Source organism: Mesorhizobium sanjuanii (assembly GCF_002529485.1).
Classification (GTDB): domain Bacteria; phylum Pseudomonadota; class Alphaproteobacteria; order Rhizobiales; family Rhizobiaceae; genus Mesorhizobium; species Mesorhizobium sanjuanii.
Genome location: NZ_NWQG01000017.1, coordinates 40,103 through 57,847, shown reverse-complemented (window position 1 = coordinate 57,847; position 17,745 = coordinate 40,103). Strand labels below are relative to the sequence as shown.

At 62.8% G+C, this 17,745-nt stretch carries 17 protein-coding genes; 8 read left to right on the top strand and 9 right to left on the bottom strand.

The window, feature by feature from the left end; translation table 11 throughout:
- The first annotated feature begins 31 nt into the window (after window positions 1-31).
- On the top strand, window positions 32-1,234 hold the full coding sequence (locus CN311_RS03970) for an aromatic ring-hydroxylating oxygenase subunit alpha (protein ID WP_097572088.1): 1,203 nt from the start codon (window positions 32-34) through the stop codon (window positions 1,232-1,234).
- Between the two features lie 180 nt (window positions 1,235-1,414).
- Here CN311_RS03970 and CN311_RS03965 read toward each other — a convergent pair whose 3' ends face one another.
- On the bottom strand, window positions 1,415-2,833 hold the full coding sequence (locus tag CN311_RS03965) for an aminotransferase (protein WP_097572096.1): 1,419 nt from the start codon (window positions 2,831-2,833) through the stop codon (window positions 1,415-1,417).
- 335 nt (window positions 2,834-3,168) lie between these two features.
- Between CN311_RS03965 and CN311_RS03960 the strand changes: the two genes are divergently transcribed.
- The 3 genes from CN311_RS03960 to CN311_RS03950 are packed head-to-tail and all read left to right on the top strand — an operon-like array spanning window position 3,169 to window position 6,032.
- Window positions 3,169-4,086 (top strand): ABC transporter permease, encoded by a 918-nt coding sequence (locus CN311_RS03960; RefSeq protein WP_097572087.1) that lies wholly within the window; start codon window positions 3,169-3,171, stop codon window positions 4,084-4,086.
- A gap of 10 nt (window positions 4,087-4,096) precedes the next feature.
- Window positions 4,097-4,921 (top strand): ABC transporter permease, encoded by an 825-nt coding sequence (locus CN311_RS03955; protein WP_097572086.1) that lies wholly within the window; start codon window positions 4,097-4,099, stop codon window positions 4,919-4,921.
- A 37-nt stretch (window positions 4,922-4,958) separates the two neighbouring features.
- Window positions 4,959-6,032, top strand: coding sequence for an ABC transporter ATP-binding protein (locus CN311_RS03950; RefSeq protein WP_097572085.1), 1,074 nt, complete (start codon window positions 4,959-4,961; stop codon window positions 6,030-6,032).
- Between the two features lie 2 nt (window positions 6,033-6,034).
- Here the strand turns inward: CN311_RS03950 and CN311_RS03945 are convergent, their stop codons facing one another.
- The 7 genes from CN311_RS03945 to CN311_RS33255 form a co-directional block, all read right to left on the bottom strand.
- Window positions 6,035-6,436: a calponin homology domain-containing protein gene (locus CN311_RS03945; RefSeq protein ID WP_097572084.1), complete on the bottom strand. Its 402-nt coding sequence runs from the start codon at window positions 6,434-6,436 to the stop codon at window positions 6,035-6,037.
- Window positions 6,433-7,719 (bottom strand): flavin monoamine oxidase family protein, encoded by a 1,287-nt coding sequence (locus tag CN311_RS03940; protein ID WP_097572083.1) that lies wholly within the window; start codon window positions 7,717-7,719, stop codon window positions 6,433-6,435. The genes CN311_RS03945 and CN311_RS03940 overlap by 4 nt, the downstream gene beginning before the upstream one ends.
- A complete protein-coding gene (locus tag CN311_RS03935; protein WP_097572095.1) occupies window positions 7,716-8,792 on the bottom strand; it encodes an extracellular solute-binding protein in 1,077 nt (358 codons plus the stop codon). Before CN311_RS03935 ends, CN311_RS03940 begins: the two co-directional genes overlap by 4 nt.
- A 115-nt stretch (window positions 8,793-8,907) precedes the next feature.
- Complete coding sequence (locus CN311_RS03930) at window positions 8,908-9,990, bottom strand: ABC transporter substrate-binding protein (RefSeq protein WP_097572082.1); 1,083 nt, start codon at window positions 9,988-9,990, stop codon at window positions 8,908-8,910.
- A 29-nt stretch (window positions 9,991-10,019) separates the two neighbouring features.
- Window positions 10,020-10,751 carry a transcriptional regulator BetI gene (gene betI, locus CN311_RS03925; RefSeq protein WP_097572081.1) on the bottom strand — a complete coding sequence of 244 codons (732 nt, stop codon included), beginning with the start codon at window positions 10,749-10,751 and terminating at the stop codon, window positions 10,020-10,022.
- A gap of 6 nt (window positions 10,752-10,757) precedes the next feature.
- Window positions 10,758-11,363 (bottom strand): class I SAM-dependent methyltransferase, encoded by a 606-nt coding sequence (locus CN311_RS03920; protein WP_245440721.1) that lies wholly within the window; start codon window positions 11,361-11,363, stop codon window positions 10,758-10,760.
- Window positions 11,306-11,551 carry a hypothetical protein gene (locus tag CN311_RS33255; RefSeq protein WP_245440722.1) on the bottom strand — a complete coding sequence of 82 codons (246 nt, stop codon included), beginning with the start codon at window positions 11,549-11,551 and terminating at the stop codon, window positions 11,306-11,308. The genes CN311_RS03920 and CN311_RS33255 overlap by 58 nt, the downstream gene beginning before the upstream one ends.
- 198 nt (window positions 11,552-11,749) lie before the next feature.
- Between CN311_RS33255 and CN311_RS03915 the strand changes: the two genes are divergently transcribed.
- Genes CN311_RS03915 through CN311_RS03900 form a run of 4 tightly spaced genes read left to right on the top strand, consistent with a single transcriptional unit; the run spans window position 11,750 to window position 16,444 of the window.
- On the top strand, window positions 11,750-13,369 hold the full coding sequence (locus CN311_RS03915; RefSeq protein ID WP_097572080.1) for a phytoene desaturase family protein: 1,620 nt from the start codon (window positions 11,750-11,752) through the stop codon (window positions 13,367-13,369).
- Window positions 13,356-14,921: a phytoene desaturase family protein gene (locus tag CN311_RS03910; protein ID WP_097572079.1), complete on the top strand. Its 1,566-nt coding sequence runs from the start codon at window positions 13,356-13,358 to the stop codon at window positions 14,919-14,921. Before CN311_RS03915 ends, CN311_RS03910 begins: the two co-directional genes overlap by 14 nt.
- Before the next feature lie 3 nt (window positions 14,922-14,924).
- The gene (locus tag CN311_RS03905) at window positions 14,925-16,181 is read left to right on the top strand and encodes an aminomethyl transferase family protein (protein WP_097572078.1); all 1,257 of its coding nucleotides are present in this window, start codon (window positions 14,925-14,927) and stop codon (window positions 16,179-16,181) included.
- A 2-nt stretch (window positions 16,182-16,183) separates the two neighbouring features.
- Window positions 16,184-16,444 carry a hypothetical protein gene (locus tag CN311_RS03900; protein ID WP_097572077.1) on the top strand — a complete coding sequence of 87 codons (261 nt, stop codon included), beginning with the start codon at window positions 16,184-16,186 and terminating at the stop codon, window positions 16,442-16,444.
- A 153-nt stretch (window positions 16,445-16,597) separates the two neighbouring features.
- Here the strand turns inward: CN311_RS03900 and CN311_RS03895 are convergent, their stop codons facing one another.
- The gene (locus CN311_RS03895) at window positions 16,598-17,656 is read right to left on the bottom strand and encodes a dipeptidase (RefSeq protein WP_097572076.1); all 1,059 of its coding nucleotides are present in this window, start codon (window positions 17,654-17,656) and stop codon (window positions 16,598-16,600) included.
- Window positions 17,657-17,745: the final 89 nt, after the last annotated feature.

Genomic DNA, 17,745 nt, shown 5'->3' with positions numbered 1-17,745 from the left:
GAATGAGTATTCAACAAATAAAGAGCCGCTTATGAACCCGCACCTCCGTGACGTGGCGATCCCCAATGATTGGGACCGGCGGGGCTTGCCGGGCTGGAGCTATCATTCCAACGCCCTTCTCGAACTCGAGAAAGAATACGTCTTCCGCAATCACTGGCAGATCGCAGGCCATATCTCCGACATGCCGAATACCGGCGACTATCTGACCATGGACGTGGTCGGCGAACGGGCGCTGATCGTGCGCGGCAAGGACGGCGTCGTGCGTGCCTTCAACAATATGTGCCGCCACCGCGGCAGCCGCGTCGTCGCCGACAGCCAGGGCACCTGCAAGAATGCGCTGGTCTGCCCCTTCCACGGCTGGGTCTACAATCTCGACGGCACGCTGCGCGGTGCTGCCCGCCCGCGCTCCTTCCCCGACCTCGACAAGACCGAATTCGGCCTGATGCCGCTCGACCTCGAAATCTGGATGGGCTTCATCTTCATCCGCTTCCGCAAGGGCGGCCCGCAGCCGTCGGTGGCCGAATTGCTGAAGCCGATCGAGGCCGAGATGACGCATTACGGCGTCGCCGATATGGTGCCGTCCTGGGGCATCTGGACCCAGAAGTCGCCGGTCAACTGGAAGTCGGTGCGCGATGTCGACAATGAAGGCTACCATGTCGCCATGGCCCATCCCGCCTTGCAGGACCTCTACGGCGCGACCTATTTCGACGAGCCTTTCATCAACGGCGTGTCGCGCTCCTTCGCCACCTATAATCCGCATGCCGGAAGGCGCTGGAGTGTAGCCCAGTATATCAAGCTCGCACCCGCGGCGGCGCACCTGCCGGAACACCTGCGCAAGGCCTGGATCTACTACGGCATCTTCCCCAACAACGCGCTGTCGATCATGCCGGAATCGGTGCAGTTCTATCAGGAGTTCCCGCTGTCGACCGGCGAGACGCTGCTGCGCGGCGCCATCTACCGCTATCCCGACGAAACCAGGGAGCAGGCGGCGGCGCGCTACCTCGCCTACCGCATCGACCGCGACACCATGAACGAGGACGTGCAGCTTTCCGTCTGGTCGAACGAATCCATGCTGTCCGAAGCCTTCGAGGGTTTCTATCTCTCCGATCTCGAATATGGCGTGCGCACCCACCACGACCATCTGCGCAAGCAGGTGCCCGTGCTCGGGCTGGAGACCGCGCCTGAGGAAAAGGACATGTGGGCGCTGAACGACGCGCTGAGGTCGCAAGTGTAAGGCGAGGCGTCGAAGCTGCCAATCTCCCTCCTTGAGGGGGAGATGGCCGGCAGGCCAGAGGGGGTCGCCTCACATAGAGCGCCAACCTCCATCTGCCGCGGGAGGTCGCGCCCGGTCGAACCAACCCCCTCTGTCGCCTTTGGCGACATCTCCCCCTCAAGGGGGGGAGATTTGCCCGCCTCACCCCCGCCACACGCCTTCTTTCCTGAGATCGTCCATTGTCCGCGAAATGCCTTCGCGCAGGATCCTCACCATGTCGTCGATCTGCTCTCGCGAAATGATCAGCGGCGGCGACATCACACACATGTTGATCAGCGGCCTGACCAAAAGGCCAAGCTCGTGGCAATGCGCGTCGATGCGCTTGCCGACATTCTTGTCGAGCTGCAATGGATCCTTGCTTTCGCGGTCGGCCACGCATTCGACACAGCCCATCAGCCCGAGCCCGCGCACCTCGCCGACCAGCGGCAGCTCCTCCAGCGTCTTCAGTTGCGCCTGGAAATAGGGCGCGACCTCGCGCGCATGGGCAAGCACGCTGTCTTCCAGGATGTCGAGGTTCTTCAGCGCCACCGCGCAGCCAATCGGATGGCTGGTGTAGGTCAGCCCATGACCGAACATCGCGTCAGGGTGGTTAGAGCGGCGCAATTCCTGCAGCAGCCGTTCCGAGATGATGACGCCGCCGAGCGGGAAGTAGCCTGACGTCACGCCCTTGGCGAAGGTGATCATATCGGGGTCGATGCCGAAGACGTCGCCGGAAGCGAAGACATGGCCGAGCCGGCCGAAGGCGGTCACCACCTCGTCGGAGATATAGAGGATATCGTTGTCGCGGCAGATCTCGCGGATGCGCTTGAGGTAACCGTCGGGCGGCACGATGACGCCACCCGACGCCTGCACCGGCTCGCCGACGAAAGCGCCGATCCGCTCAGTGCCAACGCGGGCGACGGTATCGCGGAATTCATCGATGAGGCCATCGGTGAAGGCGGCAAGGCTCATGCCTTTTGGCCGGCGGAACGGATCGGGCGACGACAATTTGACGACGAGCTCGTCGGCGCCATCCATCCAGTCGCGGTCGCGCGGGCGTCCGTTGAGCGAGGCCGACAGATAGGTCGAGCCGTGATAGGCGCCGCCACGGCTCAGGATCAGCTTCTTTTCCGGGCGGCCGCGCACATTGTTGTAGAACTGCATGAAGCGCAGCGCCGTCTCGACGGCCGAAGAGCCGCCCGTGGTGAAGAAGACATGGCTGAGGTCGCCGGGCGCATGGCCGGCGATGCGCATCGCAAGCTCGGCCGATGGCGCGTTCATCGTGTACCATGGCGTGTTGTAGGACAGGGCCATCGCCTGGTCGTACATCACCTTGGCAAGCTCCTCGCGGCGATGACCGATATTGATGCACCACATGCCGGCCGGTCCGTCGATCAGTCTTTTGCCAGTGCTGTCGGTGATATAGATGCCGTCGCCCTCGCCGATCAGCGCGCGCGCTTCCTCGCCGACCGAGCCAGCAAACGGCCAGGGCTGGATGAGATGACGCCTGGCCAGATCGACGGCATCCTCATCGCCAGGCCCGGCCATTCCGGTCGCCCTCAGATCCCTCGCAGCCGCCATCATCGCCTCGCATTGTCTCGTCGCGAATTTTCATCGGACACCAAGCCCGCCGCCGACTGCGGGAAAACTGGTTTTTTCACTTCATTTTGAATGTCCGTTCAATCAATATTACAGAAATAGCGCTTGATTTCAATCCGCGGATGCGCTCATGATGAAAGAAAGCCGGCAAGCTCGGAGTGCGATCGGCAAACGCGGGCACCCAAGTTTCGCGTTCGGTCACGCTCCAGGCATAAAAGTGGGAACAAGCAGCCGGTCTCTAGAATGGGACGCCGCATGGCAGGCCAATCCGCGCCAGCAACCGAAATCACGCCCTGGGCCCTGCCGGAGGGCTTGCAATGACGGCGGCTGCGGAAGGGTCGCCCGCGTTCGGCATGACGCGGGCCAGACGAAACGCCCTTCTGCAGTCCGAACCCGTCCAGGGCTTTGCCCTGATCAGCCCGACCTTTCTCTACGCGCTCATACTTCTGGTCCTGCCGATCCTGGTGGTCATCGCGCATTCCTTCTGGACGCAGAATTACCTCACCATCGACCGCACCTTCACGTTGGAGAACTACCGCGTCGCGCTGACCGAGCCGATCTATCGCGACCTGCTCTGGCGTTCGCTCTACATCTCGCTGACGGTGAGCTTCTTCACGGTGGTGCTCGCCTATCCGATCGCCTACTTCATCTCCTTCCATGGCGGCCGCCACAAGAGCCTGTGGCTGTTCCTGATCACCATCCCGTTCTGGACCAGCTATCTCCTGCGCGTGATGTCGTGGAAGGTGATCCTCGGCTATAACGGCGTCTTGAATTCCGGCCTGATGGGACTTGGAGTCATCGACGAGCCATCAACGGCGCTGCTTTACAATTCGAGTGCCGTCATCATCACACTGACCCATGCCTGGGCGGCTTTCGCCATCCTGCCGATCTTCGTCTCGCTGGAAAAGGTCGACCGCACGCTGGTAGAGGCGGCCAAGGATCTCGGCGACGGTCCCATTCGCTCCTTCCTGCGCGTGACGCTGCCGCTGTCGGCGCCGGGCGTCATCTCGGCGGCGCTGATCGTCATGATCCCGACCGTCGGCGACTATGTCACGCCCAAGCTTGTCGGCGGCAAGGACGGCGTCATGATCGCCAATGCCATCCAGGCCCAGTTCGGCAAGGCCTCCAACTGGCCGCTGGGCGCCGCACTTTCGGTCACCACCATGCTGATCGTCACGCTGATAGCCGGCGCCACCGTTCTGATCCTGCGTGCCGCCCAGAGGTTGGCGCGATGAGGCTGGCGCGATGACGGCGATGCGGCGCTTCCTGGCCAATGGCTGGCTGTCGGCTTATGCATTTCTCTACGTCGTCTTCCTCTATCTGCCGGTCATCTTCCTGCCGATCTTCTCGGTCAACACGGCCGCGACGCCAAAATTCCCGCTCTCCGGCTTCACCCTCAAATGGTATGAGGATCTGCCGCGCACGCCGGCATTGCTCGACGCCGCCTGGAACAGCCTGGTCGTCGGCGTGTCGGCCGCCATCCTGTCCACGGTTCTCGGCATCCTCGCCGCCCGTTCGATCACCCGCTACCGCTATCCCGGCCGCCGCGCCATCAACGGCCTGATCATGGCGCCGCTGGTGCTGCCCGAAATCATCGTCGCCATCTCTTTGCTGTTGGTGATACTGCAACTCGGCCTGAGCCTGTCGCTGTTCACCGTCGTGCTCGGCCACGTCCTGGTCTGCATTCCCTATTCGATGACGGTGCTGACCGCCGGCTTCGAGGGCTTCGACCGCAGCCTGGAGGAAGCCTCGGCCGATCTCGGCGAGAGCGCCTTCGGCACTTTCCGGCGCGTGACGCTGCCAATGGTGGCGCCGGCGATCATTTCCAGCCTGCTCGTCTGCTTCACCATTTCGCTCGATGAGTTCCTCATCGCCTTCTTCCTGACCGGCACCGAGGCGACGCTGCCGATCTATATCTGGGGCCAATTGCGCTTTGCCTCGAAGCTGCCTGGCGTTCTGGCGCTGGGCACGCTGTTGCTGGCTGCCTCTTTCCTGTTGATGACAATTGCCGAAATCCTGCGCCGTCGCGCGGCCAAACGCACCCAGAACGAGGGAGGCCTCTATGCCTGAGCGGCCTCAGACCGGACGCCTCCAAACCGATCGGCCAATGATCGAGATCAAAAGCGTCAGCCGCAGCTATGGCGCCTTCAAGGCGCTCGACGATGCTTCGCTGACCATCAAGGAGGGCGAGTTCTTCTCGCTGCTCGGTCCGTCCGGCTGCGGCAAGACCACGCTGCTGCGCATGATTGCTGGTTTCGACAATCCGACCAGCGGCTCGATCTCGGTCGACGGCCAGGCGATGGAGGGCATTCCCGCCAACCGCCGGCCAACGAATATGGTGTTCCAGAGCTATGCGATCTTCCCGCACCTCAATGTCGAGCAGAATGTCGCCTATGGGCTGAAGCGGCTGAAGCTCGAAAGGGCGGAGGAAAAGCGCAGGGTCGAAGAGGCGCTGGCCCAGGTCTCGCTGACCGGTCTTGGCAAGCGCCTCGCCACCGAGCTTTCCGGCGGCCAGCGCCAGCGCGTCGCACTGGCCCGCGCCCTGGTGATGCGGCCTAAGGTGCTGCTGCTCGACGAACCGCTGTCGGCGCTGGACAAGAAGCTGCGCGAGCAGATGCAGGTCGAACTGCGCCGCCTGCAGCAGGCGGTCGGCATCACCTTCGTGCTGGTCACCCACGACCAGTACGAGGCGCTGGCCATGTCCGATCGTATCGCCGTGATGTTTGGCGGCAGGATCGCGCAAATCGCCTCGCCCAAGGAGATCTACCAGCGCCCCGTCAACCGCCAGGTCGCCGACTTCCTCGGCGGCATGAACTTCGTCAAGGCAGAGATCGTCGAGGAGAACGGCGCGTCGCTGGTTGTCGACACGCTGGGGTTCGGGCGCATCAAGACCGACAAGCCGAAGGCTTTCATCCGCAATGGCGGAGCGGCCACGCTCGGCATCAGGCCCGAGCGCCTGCGCGTGCTGTGGGACAATGCGACGGCCAAATTCGAGGTGGCGGGCAAGGTGGTCGAGCGCCACTATTTCGGCGAGATCACCCATTTGATCGTAGAGATACCAGGGCTGGAAAAACCGCTGTCGGTGACCGAGACCAATGATTTCGGCGCCGACGACATCCCCGTCGGCACCTCGATCCGCCTCGCCTACGACCCCGAGGCGCTGGTGGCGATGGCGGACTGAACCTATTTCGTCTGCAACTCAGCAGACAGATAGCCAGCCAATCGACGGTCGCCTGCCTTCCGAGAGTTCTGAAGTAGCGTTTTAAGATCGTTGATCTCGACCAATCCACGATTCCGGAGATAGACGATAGTAAGCTCCGGATCGAACTGGCATTTGACGTTACCCAACTGGTTCAGCACGTGGTAATGCGCTCGCCCGTCGGAATCCCAAACAGCAAATGAGTTGATCGGCCACCCGGCTTGAACGGCGGCTTGAAGTGAGTTCGCCGAGTATTCACAAACCTTCTTCAGGCCATTATCGAGTTCGGCAATCCTGATTGGCTTCGGCGATAAATAGTAACCCACTGCAAACCCGGCAACCGCCGCAAGAGCGCCGACAACTGCGATCTTCGAGGCATTTGTCATTCTGCTCCAATCTCCTCGATCATTCGCTTTGCCGCCATCCGCCCCGCCACGATTGCGCCCTCGACATAGCCGGGAAATGATGGCGACAGTTCTGAGCTGGCGAAATGGACCGGCGGCGCGCCGGCAAGGATCGTGCGCTCTGCCTCCCTTGCCGTCACGTCGACAATAAGGTCGCTATAGGCACCGCCGCTCCAGCGGTCATCCGTCCAGTCTCGCTGGCTGAAATCGAGAATATCGGCCGCATCCGGACCGAGCGCGTCCACGAGCTTGGCCGTGACTTCGGCACGCAGCGCCGCCTCGCCCAGCTTGTGGCAGCGCAGCGCCAACGGCCCGCCGATAAAGACGACCAGCGCGGCATGGTCGTCGTCCTTGCTGGCGTCGCAGGCAAACAGGCCCGGCAGGTCGCGCCACATCACCATGCCGCTCAAACTCCGATCGCGCCAGAACGGCCTGGCATAGCGGACCAGGATCTTGATCACCGCGCCGCTTTCCCAGACGTCAAGGGCCTTCTTCAAGGCTGCCGGCAAGGCGGGCTGAAAATCGAGCTTGGCGGCAGTGGCCGGCGGCAATGCGATCAAGACTTCGCGCGCTCCGATGACGCCGCCGCCCGAGACGATGCGCACGCCTTGCCGCGCACGCTCGACCCGCATCACCGGCTCGCTCAATCGCACATGGTCGCCGAGATCACCCGCCAGGTCGTCAGCCAGCGACTGCATGGTCTCGCGCAAGGAATATTGCAGCTCCGGCACCTCGTTGGTGATGCGGCGGTCGTTGTCGATCAGGTGCCAGAGCGGCATCTTTTCCAGCGCCAGGCACCACAGACCCTCGATCATCGAGCGGAAGGCCGCCCTGGCGTCAGCCGAGTCCGTCTGGCGGTCGAGCCAAGCGGCAACGGTTAATCCGGCTATAGAGGGGTCGTCAGGCTCGATCCCATTCATGCGTCCGCGGATCGCCATCGCTGTGACATAGGTCCGCTCCGCCTGTTCGACGGACATCGATGGGTGGGTGATGAAATCACCATCCACAAATGTCTCGACCAGTGTCTTGCCGCGCACTTCAACCAGCGCCATCAGTTCCGGCATGTCCTCGCACAGGAACTGGCCGCCGCTGTCGATGCGCTCGCCGAGTTCATTGAGTCTGGATTCCACGCGTCCGCCAACACGGTCGCGCGCTTCGAGCAGCAGGAAATCGATGCCGGCCTTCTTTAGTTCCAGCGCCGCCGATAGTCCGGTGAAACCGGCGCCGACGATGACGACATCGGCTCTTTCAGCTCCGCGCTTCAATAGCCGGCCTTGATCTTCTCGAATTCGTCGATCATCCGCTGCTTGAGCTCCGGCGCCACCGGTTGCTGAAACAGCGTCTTGTCGAGGAATTTGTCGAGATTGTCGAAGCCCCGCTCGGCCAGCAGCTTAGGCTCGATCGCCGCCATGCCGGCGGCGTTGCCGTGGCCATAGCCGAATGTCGTGACCATATAGTCCGACACGGCAGGCGCATTGACCGCGTTCAGGAAATCATAGGCCTGGTCGAGATTGCCCGGCGCATCCTTCATCAACACATAGCCGCACACCCAGGTCGATATGCCTTCCTTGGTGCCGCGATTCATGGCGATCGGCACGCCCTGGCTCTTGAGCGTCACAAACGTCTCATTCCAACCCCAGGCGAGGTCGACCTCGTTGCCTGAGAACGCCTGGTTGATGTCGGTGTCGTCGGTCCAGTAGAAGCGGATGTTCTTGTGCACGTCGCGCAGGAAATCGGAAGCTTCCTTGAACTGAGCGTCCGTCATCTTGGTCCAGTCCTTGAGACCGATGACCAGGCTCGCCAGGGCGTAGGCGTCGTCGACATTGTCGCCAATGGTGACGCGCCCCTTGAATTTCGGGTCTGCAAGGATCCTCAGCGACTGCGCCTCTTCCGCCGTCACGTTGTCGGTGCGGTAGAGCAGTGATGTGTTGCCCCAGTCGAAAGGCATGAACCAGACCTTGCCGTCGGCGGCAGTAGTGAGATCCTTCATCGCCATGATGCCTGGATTGAGGTCCTTCCAGCCGGTGATTCTTGACGTGTCGAGCGGCTGCAGCATGCCGGCCTCGCGCCACTTCACCACGCTTTGCGAACAAGGATGCGCAATATCGGCCTTGAAGCCGGCCCGCATCTTCTGAAAGGCTTCGTCCTCGTCGCCAAAGAAGGCGAAGGTCGGTTCAGCGCCATATTTGGTGGTGTAGGCGGGATGGAGCAGCGGATCCTCATAGCCCGACCAATCGAACACTACGAGGTCGCCGCCGCCTGCCGCGAATGCGAGGTGGACGCCAGCGCCAATCGTGCATGCGGCGGCGATGGCAAAGCTGCGAAGCATGGACTTCATGGCTGGAAATTCCCCCGTCGCGAACTCGTCCAAGCGAGGTTAGGAGAATTCCCAGGCTTTGGCGAGCCCGTCCGCCGACCATATCGGCAGGCGGACGGGTCAAGCCAAACAGGGCTCAATAGCCGGCTTTGATCTTCTCGAATTCGGCGATCATCTTGAGCTTGAGCTCGGAGGGGACCGGTGACTGGAACAGCGTCTTGTCGACGAATTTCTGCACGTCGTCGTAGCCCTTCTCCTTCAACACCGCCTGATCGACACCTTCCATGCCCTTGGCATTGGCCTGGCCGTAGCCCCAGTCCTTGACCAGGACCTTGGCGACTTCCGGATCGTTGATGGCGTTCAGGTAGTCATAGGCCTTGTCGGTATTGCCGGGCGCGTCCTTGAACAGCACATAGCCGCAGACCCAGGTCGAAATGCCCTCGTCGGTGTCCTTCTTGGCCTTGATCGGCACGCCGGCGGCGACCGATTGCACTGTCGCATCATTCCATGCCCAGGCGAGATCGACCTCGCCGCCGCTGAACAACTGGACGATGTCAGTGGAGTCGGTCCAGTAGGAGCGCACATTCTTGTGCACCTCGCGCAGGAAGTCGGACGCCTGCTTGAACTGGTCGTCCGTCATCTTGGTCCAGTCCTTGAGCCCGATGGCAAGGCTGGCCAGCGCATAGGCGTCGTCGACATTGTCGCCGATGGAAACCCTGCCCTTGAACTTGGGATCGGCGAAAGCCTTCAGCGACTGCACATCCTTGGCGTCGACCTTGTCGGAATTGTAGGTGAGCTGCGTATTGCCCCAGTCCCAGGGCATGAACCAGGCCTTGCCGTCAGCGGTGGTGGCGAGATCCTTCATCGCCATGATGCCGGGATTGAGGTCTTTCCAGGCCGATATCTTCGAGGTGTCGAGCGGCTGCAGCAGGCCGGCCTCGCGCCATTTCACCACGCTCTGCGAGCAGGGATGGCCAAGATCGGCCTTGAAGCCGGAACGGACTTTTTCGAACGCCTCGTCCTCGTCGCCAAAAAAGGTGAAGGTCGGCGAATCGCCATTCTTCTCCACATATTTCTGGTGGAAGCTGGGATCCTCGTAGCCGGACCAATCAAAGACGATCAGGTCCTTGTCCGCGGCAACCGCAAGTGCGGCGGCCGAAGCCGCCAGCGCACCAGTCAGCGCCAAAGTCAGTGTCAGGCGTCGGGTCATTGTCTTCATTGCTGTTCCATCCTCTTTTGGTTTTTGCTTCAAGCCTTCTTGGGGCCGCTGGCCCATGGATAGTGTTTCGGAAATGCCGCCGACAGGAATTCGTTCGCCGCCTGCAAAGCGCTTTCGCGGGTCACGTCCTCGGTGCCCATCATCAGCCGCAGCCACAGGCCCTCCAGCATGGCGCTCAGCGCCAGCGCCATCACCTGCGGCTCATAGGCATAGTCGCCGCTCTCTTTGAGCGCCGCGCAAAGGTCGATGAATATCTTTTGGTAGGCGGCGTCGCGCGCGCCGCACAGCGCCTGATAGGTCGGGCGCGACTTGGCCTCGCCCCAGAAGGCGCACCAGGCGGCCAGCTTGCGCTTGTTGCAGATCGAGCGATCGAAATCGGCGGCGACCAGGGCCCGCAACTGGCGGGCGGGATCGTCACCGGCTCTGGTGAGGGCCGCGCGCCAATGCGCGGCATATTCGTCGGCCATGTATGCCAGAGTGGCGACGAGCAGCTTTTCCTTGCTCTCGAAATGGAAATTGACGATGCCGCGTGACAGGCCGGCGCCGTCGGCGACGTCGGCCATCGTCGTCTCCGAATAGCCGCGTTTGGCCAAAGAATCGATTGTCGCCTCGATCAGCTGCAGCTGCCTGACTTCCTTCGACGCCTTGCGGCCGCGTTTTTCGGTCTCGTTTTTCCGCGCTGACTCCCCGTTTTTCCGAGCTGACTCAAGGACGGCTTCCCTGGCCTCTGCTGTCTTCATTGGCGTGACGGTCTCCAGCATCGCCGGCTATCCAACCGGCTTTCGACCGCGAAGATGAGTGGGACGGTGCTCGCCGCTGTCAAGCACCTTCTGCATGGCTTCCCAGGTTCGTATATTCTTGTCGACATAGGCCGCCCCAACTGCCGCCGCGACCACGGGATAGAGCGGCCCCTTGAGGCGGGCGAGTTCCTCGCGCGCTACCTCACGGTACCAGGGATTGCGGTCGCGCACGCTGACGTCGGCAAAGCCTGCGCGGCGCATCGCCTGCGCATAGCGCGACGGCGACGCCATGGTGAAGGACAGCCCTTCCGCGGCGACATAGGCCTTCATTTCGGGCGATGGTTCGCCGTCATGCGAGATCATCCAGTTCGAAGCGGCGAAGACGCCCCCCGGCTTCAGCACGCGGAAGATCTCGGCGAACAGCCCATCCTTGTCGGGCACATGCAGCAGCGCGTCCTTGGAGAAGACGACATCGAAGGAAGCATCCGCGAAAGGTAGTGGTCCGGGCGGCGCCTGGACGAAATTGGCGCGATCGGAAAGCCCGCGAGCAGCCGCTCTTTGCCTGGCCGTCTCGATCACCGGGCGCTCGACATCGAAACCGGTGGCGTGGGCAGCACCATGGCGCTCGACCAGATGCAGCGTGATGCCCCCGAGCCGCAGCCTATGTCGAGGATCGTCTTGCCCTTGAGCGAAACCCCTTCGACAACGCGGTCGACCTCCTCCGGCCCGCCCGGCGACAGATAACCATCGCCCCACAGCGCCTCGAGGAAGCGGATGGCGGTGTCGTCATATTCCGGCTCGGCGTCCGCCGTTTCGATCATCAGACCTCGGTCCCAACCCTCGAAAACCCATTCCCGACTATCGGCAAAACCTAGCGCATGTTCGGAAAAACGCAACATCATTTGTTGAACATTCATTCAGAATAGCTGGACAAAATGCCGGCTGCCATGCCAAATTCCGCACATCCGGGGAGCGGATCACGCGAATGAAGGGTCGGACGTCATGAGGGCTCAGCGCATATGAAGGCGTGGGACGCGATCGTCATCGGCGGCGGACACAATGGTCTGGTCAACGCCTGCTACCTGCAGCGCGCCGGGCTCGACGTGCTGGTCGTCGAAAAGAACGACTGGGTCGGCGGCGCGGCCACCAGTCGCGAATTGACGCCCGGCTTCCTCTATTCCAACTGCTCCTATGTCTGCTCGCTGTTTCGCCCCGAGATCATGCGCGACCTCGAATTGCCGCGATTCGGCCTGCAGGTGATTTCCTACGAGGGCGGCGCGGTCTTCACCCGCGACGGCGACTATCTCGCCAACTACCGCGACCACGACGCCCATCGGCGTGAGTTTGCCCGCTTCTCCAGGCGCGACGCGGAAGCCTACGACCGTTACGCCCGCGACGTGACACGGCAGTGCCGCTTCATCCAGCCGCTGCTGATGCGCACGGCGCCCGACCCGACCAGCTTGCGGCCCCGCGACCTCGGCGAACTGCTCTATCTCGGCAAGAAATTCGCCGGGCTGTCGGCCGAGGAAATGGCGCTGACACTGCGCTTCTGGACCATGTCGATCTCCGACTTCCTCGACGAATATTTCGAGACCGATGTCATCAAGGCCAACTTCGCTCTGTCCGGCATCATCGGCACCGCGCTCGGGCCGATGTCGCCGGGCACGGCTTACGTGCTGCTGCACCACTATATGGGCGAGGTCGACGGCTCAGTCGGCGCCTGGGGCTATGCGCGCGGCGGCATGGGCGCCGTCACCAAGGCGCTCGCCGCGTCCTTCCAGGCTTCCGGCGGCACAATCCGCACCGGCGCCGAGGTCGATCATGTGCTAGTCCGGCGCGGCAAGGCCAAAGGCGTCATCCTTGCAGACGGCGAGGAGATCCATGGCAAGCTCGTCGTTTCCAACGCCGACGTGAAGCGCACCTTCCTCAAGCTGGTCGAGGAAAAGGAACTGCCCGACATCTTCCTGCGCCGGGTCAGGAACTTCAAGATCCGCGGCTCCTCCGGCAAGGTCAACATCGCGCTCGATTCCCTTCCCGAATTCCCCGCACTGCCGAAGGACTCTCCGGTCTATCGCGGCGACATGCATTTCACAGATTCCATGGAGCGCATGGAGCGCGCCTATGACGACTGGAAGGCCGGACGCTGGTCGGCGGACCCCTTCCTCGACATGGTCATCCCGACGACACTTGATCCGACCATGGCGCCGCCGGGGAAGCACTTCATGAGCTGCTTCGTGCAATACGCCCCGCCGAAGGTGAACGGCCGCGACTGGACCGATGCCGACCGCGATGGTTTTGCCGAAAGCGTGATTTCGCAGATCACCGAATACTCGCCGGGCTTGCGCGATCGCATCGTCCATATGGAGGTGCGCACGCCGCGCGAGATCGAGGCCGAGGTCGGCCTCACCGAAGGCAACATCTTCCAGGGTGAACTGACCTTCGACCAGCTTTTGTTCAACCGCCCGGTGCCGGGCTACGCGCAATATCGCTCACCTGTCGGCGGGCTCTATATCTGCGGCTCGTCCACCCATCCCGGTGGTGGCGTCATGGGCGCACCCGGCCGCAATGCCGCGGCCGAGATCCTGCGCGACCTCGCCAAGCCAATTCACCATATGAGCCCGGCCCATGACGTCATTTGATGTTGTTGTCATCGGCGGCGGCCACAATGGCCTCGTCGCTGCCGCCACGCTGGCGAAGGCCGGCCGCGAGGTGCTGGTGCTGGAGGCCGCCGGCGATGTCGGCGGCGCGGCGCGCACCGAGGAATTCGCACCCGGCTTTCGCGTCTCCTCCGTTGCCCACCTGCTGAACCGGCTCCATCCCGATGTCGTGAAGACGCTGGAACTGGAGAAGTATGGGCTGCAATTCACGCGCGGTGATTTCGTGCCATCGGTGGCGCTGTCGACCGACGGCCCGCCGCTTGTCCTGCATGGCGCCTATGGCGAGGTGCTGACCGGCGCCAACCCGTCAGAACAATCTGCCTGGAAAGAGTTGCGCGCTCAGTTGCTGCGCTATGCCGGCATATTGAAACCGTTTCTCGCGCGCCGCCCGCCCGATCTCGGCGGCATGTCGCTGCTCGAGACGGCAGCACTCGGCCAGACCGCGTTGGCCCTGAAGAAACTCGGCAAGGAAGACATGCGCGATTTCCTGCGCGTGTTGTTGATGAACGTCGCTGACCTGCTCGACGAACAACTTGCCGACGACCGCCTGAAAGGCCTGCTCGCCTTCGACGCGACGCTGGGCAGCCATCTCGGCCCGCGTTCGCCGACCTCGCTGCTCGGTCTCTACTACCGGCTGGCGGGCGAAACCGCTGGCACGGCCGGCGCGCAGATACTGCCGAAGGGCGGTATGGGCGCGATCGTCGCCGTCATCCGCGCGGCGGCGGAAAAGGCCGGCGCGACGATCCGCACGGGGACACCGGTAGCGAAGATCATCGTCGAGAAAGGCCGCGCCATTGGCGTTACGCTCGACAATGGCGAGGAGGTCCGCGCCAGAACGATCGTCTCGGCCATCAATCCGGCGATCATTTTTCTCGATCTTGTCGGACCGCGCGAGATCGATACCGGCTTCGTGCGCAAGGTGAAAGACATCCGCATGAAGGGCGATGCAGCGAAGCTTCATCTGGCGCTCGACCGGCAGCCCGAATTCACCGGCGTCGATGCCGCCGGCCACAAGGGCCGCTTGGTCATCGCGCCTTCGCCCGATCATGTCGAGCGCGCCTTCAATCCGTCGAAATACGGCGAATTCTCACCTGAACCGGTGATGGAGATCACGCTGCCCAGCCTCGCCGATCCATCGCTGGCGCCCAGCGGTGCCTGTGTGCTGTCGGCCGTGGTGCAATACGCACCCTATGCGCTGAAGGAGGGCTGGAGCGCGGGCAAGCCGAAATTCATCGAGGCGATCATGGCTCAGCTCGAGACCTATGCGCCTGGGATCGGCAAGACCGTGCTCCATGCCGAGCTTTTGACGCCGGCCGATATCGAGGCCCGCTACAGGATGCCGGGCGGCCACTGGCATCACGGCGAATTGCAGGCCGACCAGATGCTGATGTCGCGGCCCGTCTCCGGCTGGTCTGGCTACGACACGCCGGTCGAGGGGCTGTTCCTCGCTGGCGCCGGATCGCATCCGGGCGGCGGCGTTTCCGGCGCGCCAGGGCTGAATGCAGCAAGACGCATCATCGCGATGAAGGGCTAGGTCATGGCACAGGCGATAAAAAGACAATCCAGCGCGCCAACGAGCCCGGTCATCCCAGCCCGCAAAGCGGCGCAATCTCATTTCCGCATGCTGCGGCTCGGCACGCCGTTCCAGCCGCGCATCGATGCGCTGGCCAGGACCAATGACTGGTACAATTGGGCCGGCTATCGCGCTCCGCATTCGCTGTGGGATGAAGAGCTCGAATATTTCGCCATTCGCAGCCAAGCGGCCCTCTTCGACATCTCGCCTATGACGAAATACCGGATCGAGGGAAAGGACGCCGAGGCCTTCCTCAACCGCGTAACATTGCGTGACGTGACCAAACTGAAAGCAGGACGCGTCCACTACACCGCCTGGTGCGACGACGAGGGGTTCGTCCTCGACGACGGCACGCTTTTTCGACTTTCGCCGACACGCTTCCGGCTGTGCTCGCAGGAGCGGCATCTGCCCTGGCTGCTGGACAGCGCCCTTGGTTTCAACGTCACCGTCGAAGAAGAGACCGAGGCCGTCGCGGGTCTTGCGCTGCAAGGCCCGACTTCCTTTGCCGTGCTGCGCGATGCCGGTTTTGCCGGAGTCGAACGATTGAAGATCTTCGATCTGGCCGAGTTCGTGCATGATGACGGCACGGTGATCATCTCGCGCACCGGTTTCACCGGCGATCTCGGTTACGAACTGTTCGTGCCGGCTGAGCAGGCGCTCAGCCTCTGGGACCGGCTGATGGCGGCGGGTGAACTGCGCGGCATCCGCGCCATCGGCTACACCGCGCTCAACCGCGCCCGGCTCGAAGCCGGGCTGATCGTTGCCAATGCCGACTTCGTCACCTCCGAGCACGCGGTTCGGCCCGACCGCTTGCGCATGCCGGACGAGATCGGGCTCGGTTTCATGATCGACCTGGAGAAGGGCCATTTCAACGGCCGCCGCGCCATCCTCGAGGCCCGCGCCAAGCATCGGCTGCGGCATGTGCTGGTCGGGCTGGAGATCGAGGGCAACATTCCGGCCGAACATGCCATCGTCTATCATCGCAAGGGCAAGGAGGTCGGGCTGGTCAGCGCCGCCGTGTGGTCGCCAATGGCCAAGCGCAACATCGCCATCGCCTCGCTGGCGCGACCGTTCGGCGATACGATGGTCGACGACCTCTGGGTCGAAATCTACGCCATGCGCGAGTTGCAGTATCAGAAGCTGATGAAGCGGGCCAAGGTGGTGCCGCGACCCTTCATCAAGCTCGGCCGCCGCACCGCCAATCCACCGGCGGATTTCTGATCATGACGGACGAGCACGACAAGCATGACGCCGACGAGGAAGCCGCCGAGCAGTGGGAACTGGTCAACACGCCGCTCGGTGAAAAATGGTCGGGCCGCACGCGCTATGCCGCGGCGATGTTCTTCTACAAGCGCGGCGAGATGAGCGCCGAGACGCTCGAAGCCTACCGCATCTGCGCGCGGCTGGACTCCACTGATCCGCTACCCATCATCCGTGATCGCGGCGTCGGCCAGGACTGGCTGCAACGCATGGGTCTCAAATAAGGCGCCCCGCTACCGTATGTTGAGATTCAGGTTAGGCCGAGCCGAGAAAGGTGGGTCCGAAAACCGGAACGGAGCGGACATTTCGGTCCGTGAGTACCAGAAGCGCAGGTAGCCGCCACGCGCAGGCCGGCGTCACCTGAATATCAGCATGCCCTACCCGATCGTCCTTTCCAGCATACTGAGCCAGTTGCGATAGGCGATCTTCTCGATCAGCGCGCGTCCGAAGCCGCGCGCGGCGAACGCATCGATAAGCTTCGGCAATCCGGTAACGTCACCGATCGGGGCCGGGATCATGGCGCCATCGAAATCCGAACCCAGGCCAACGCCGTCTTCGCCTAGCGCCTGCAGCAGTGAACCGACATGGCGCACCATGATGTCGAGGCTGGTGTCGGCATTCATCCTGCCGTCCTCGCGCAGGAAGCCGGTGGCGAAGTTCAACCCGACCATGCCGCCCGAGTCACGGATCGCGCCAAGCTGCCATTCGGTGAGGTTGCGGGAGTGGCCGCAGATCGCGTGCACATTGGAATGGGTCGCGACCAGCGGTGCGTCGCTGATTTTGGCGACGTCGCGAAACCCCTTTTCGTTGAGATGGGATAGATCGATCATGATCTTGAGCTTGTTGCAGGCCTTGACCAGCGCCTTGCCCGCATCGGTCAGTCCAGGCCCGGTGTCGGGCGACGACGGAAAACGGAACGGCACGCCGTGACCGAAGGCGTTCGGACGGCTCCAGACGATACCGAGCGAGCGCAGGCCGGCGGCGTGCAGCACGTCGAGCATGGTCAGTTCGGTGTCGATCGCCTCGACCCCCTCGATGTGGAACACGGCCGCGATCGAACCCTGCGCCATCGCATGTCGTACGTCGCCGGCACTCCGGCACACGGTGAGCGCCGCGGCACGTTCCAGCCTGAACAGGATGGAGGCCATGGCGACAGTAGAAGCAAGCGCATCGGCGTGGGGAACCTCGGGCGGCAGAGGCTCGCTATCGCTGGGTGCCGGCGGAACCGCGCTGCGCCTCGATTTCTCGACCGGCGGTGGGAAGATCGCGAACATGCCGCCGGCAAATCCACCCTTTTTCGCGCGGGGCAGGTCGATATGGCCACCTTGCGTTCCCTCGATGAAGAGCTTTTCGACATCCGCGTCTTTCGACTGGTAGAGCCTGAGCAGCGTGTCGTTGTGGCCGTCGAAGACGGGAACGAGGTCGGTTTCGGTCATCAAGGGATCATTCGATTGGTTGGTCGGCAGGAAGCGGTAGGCCCGTCGGCGGGCTAGCTACCTACTTAGGCAAGTCGGGCGATCCGTGC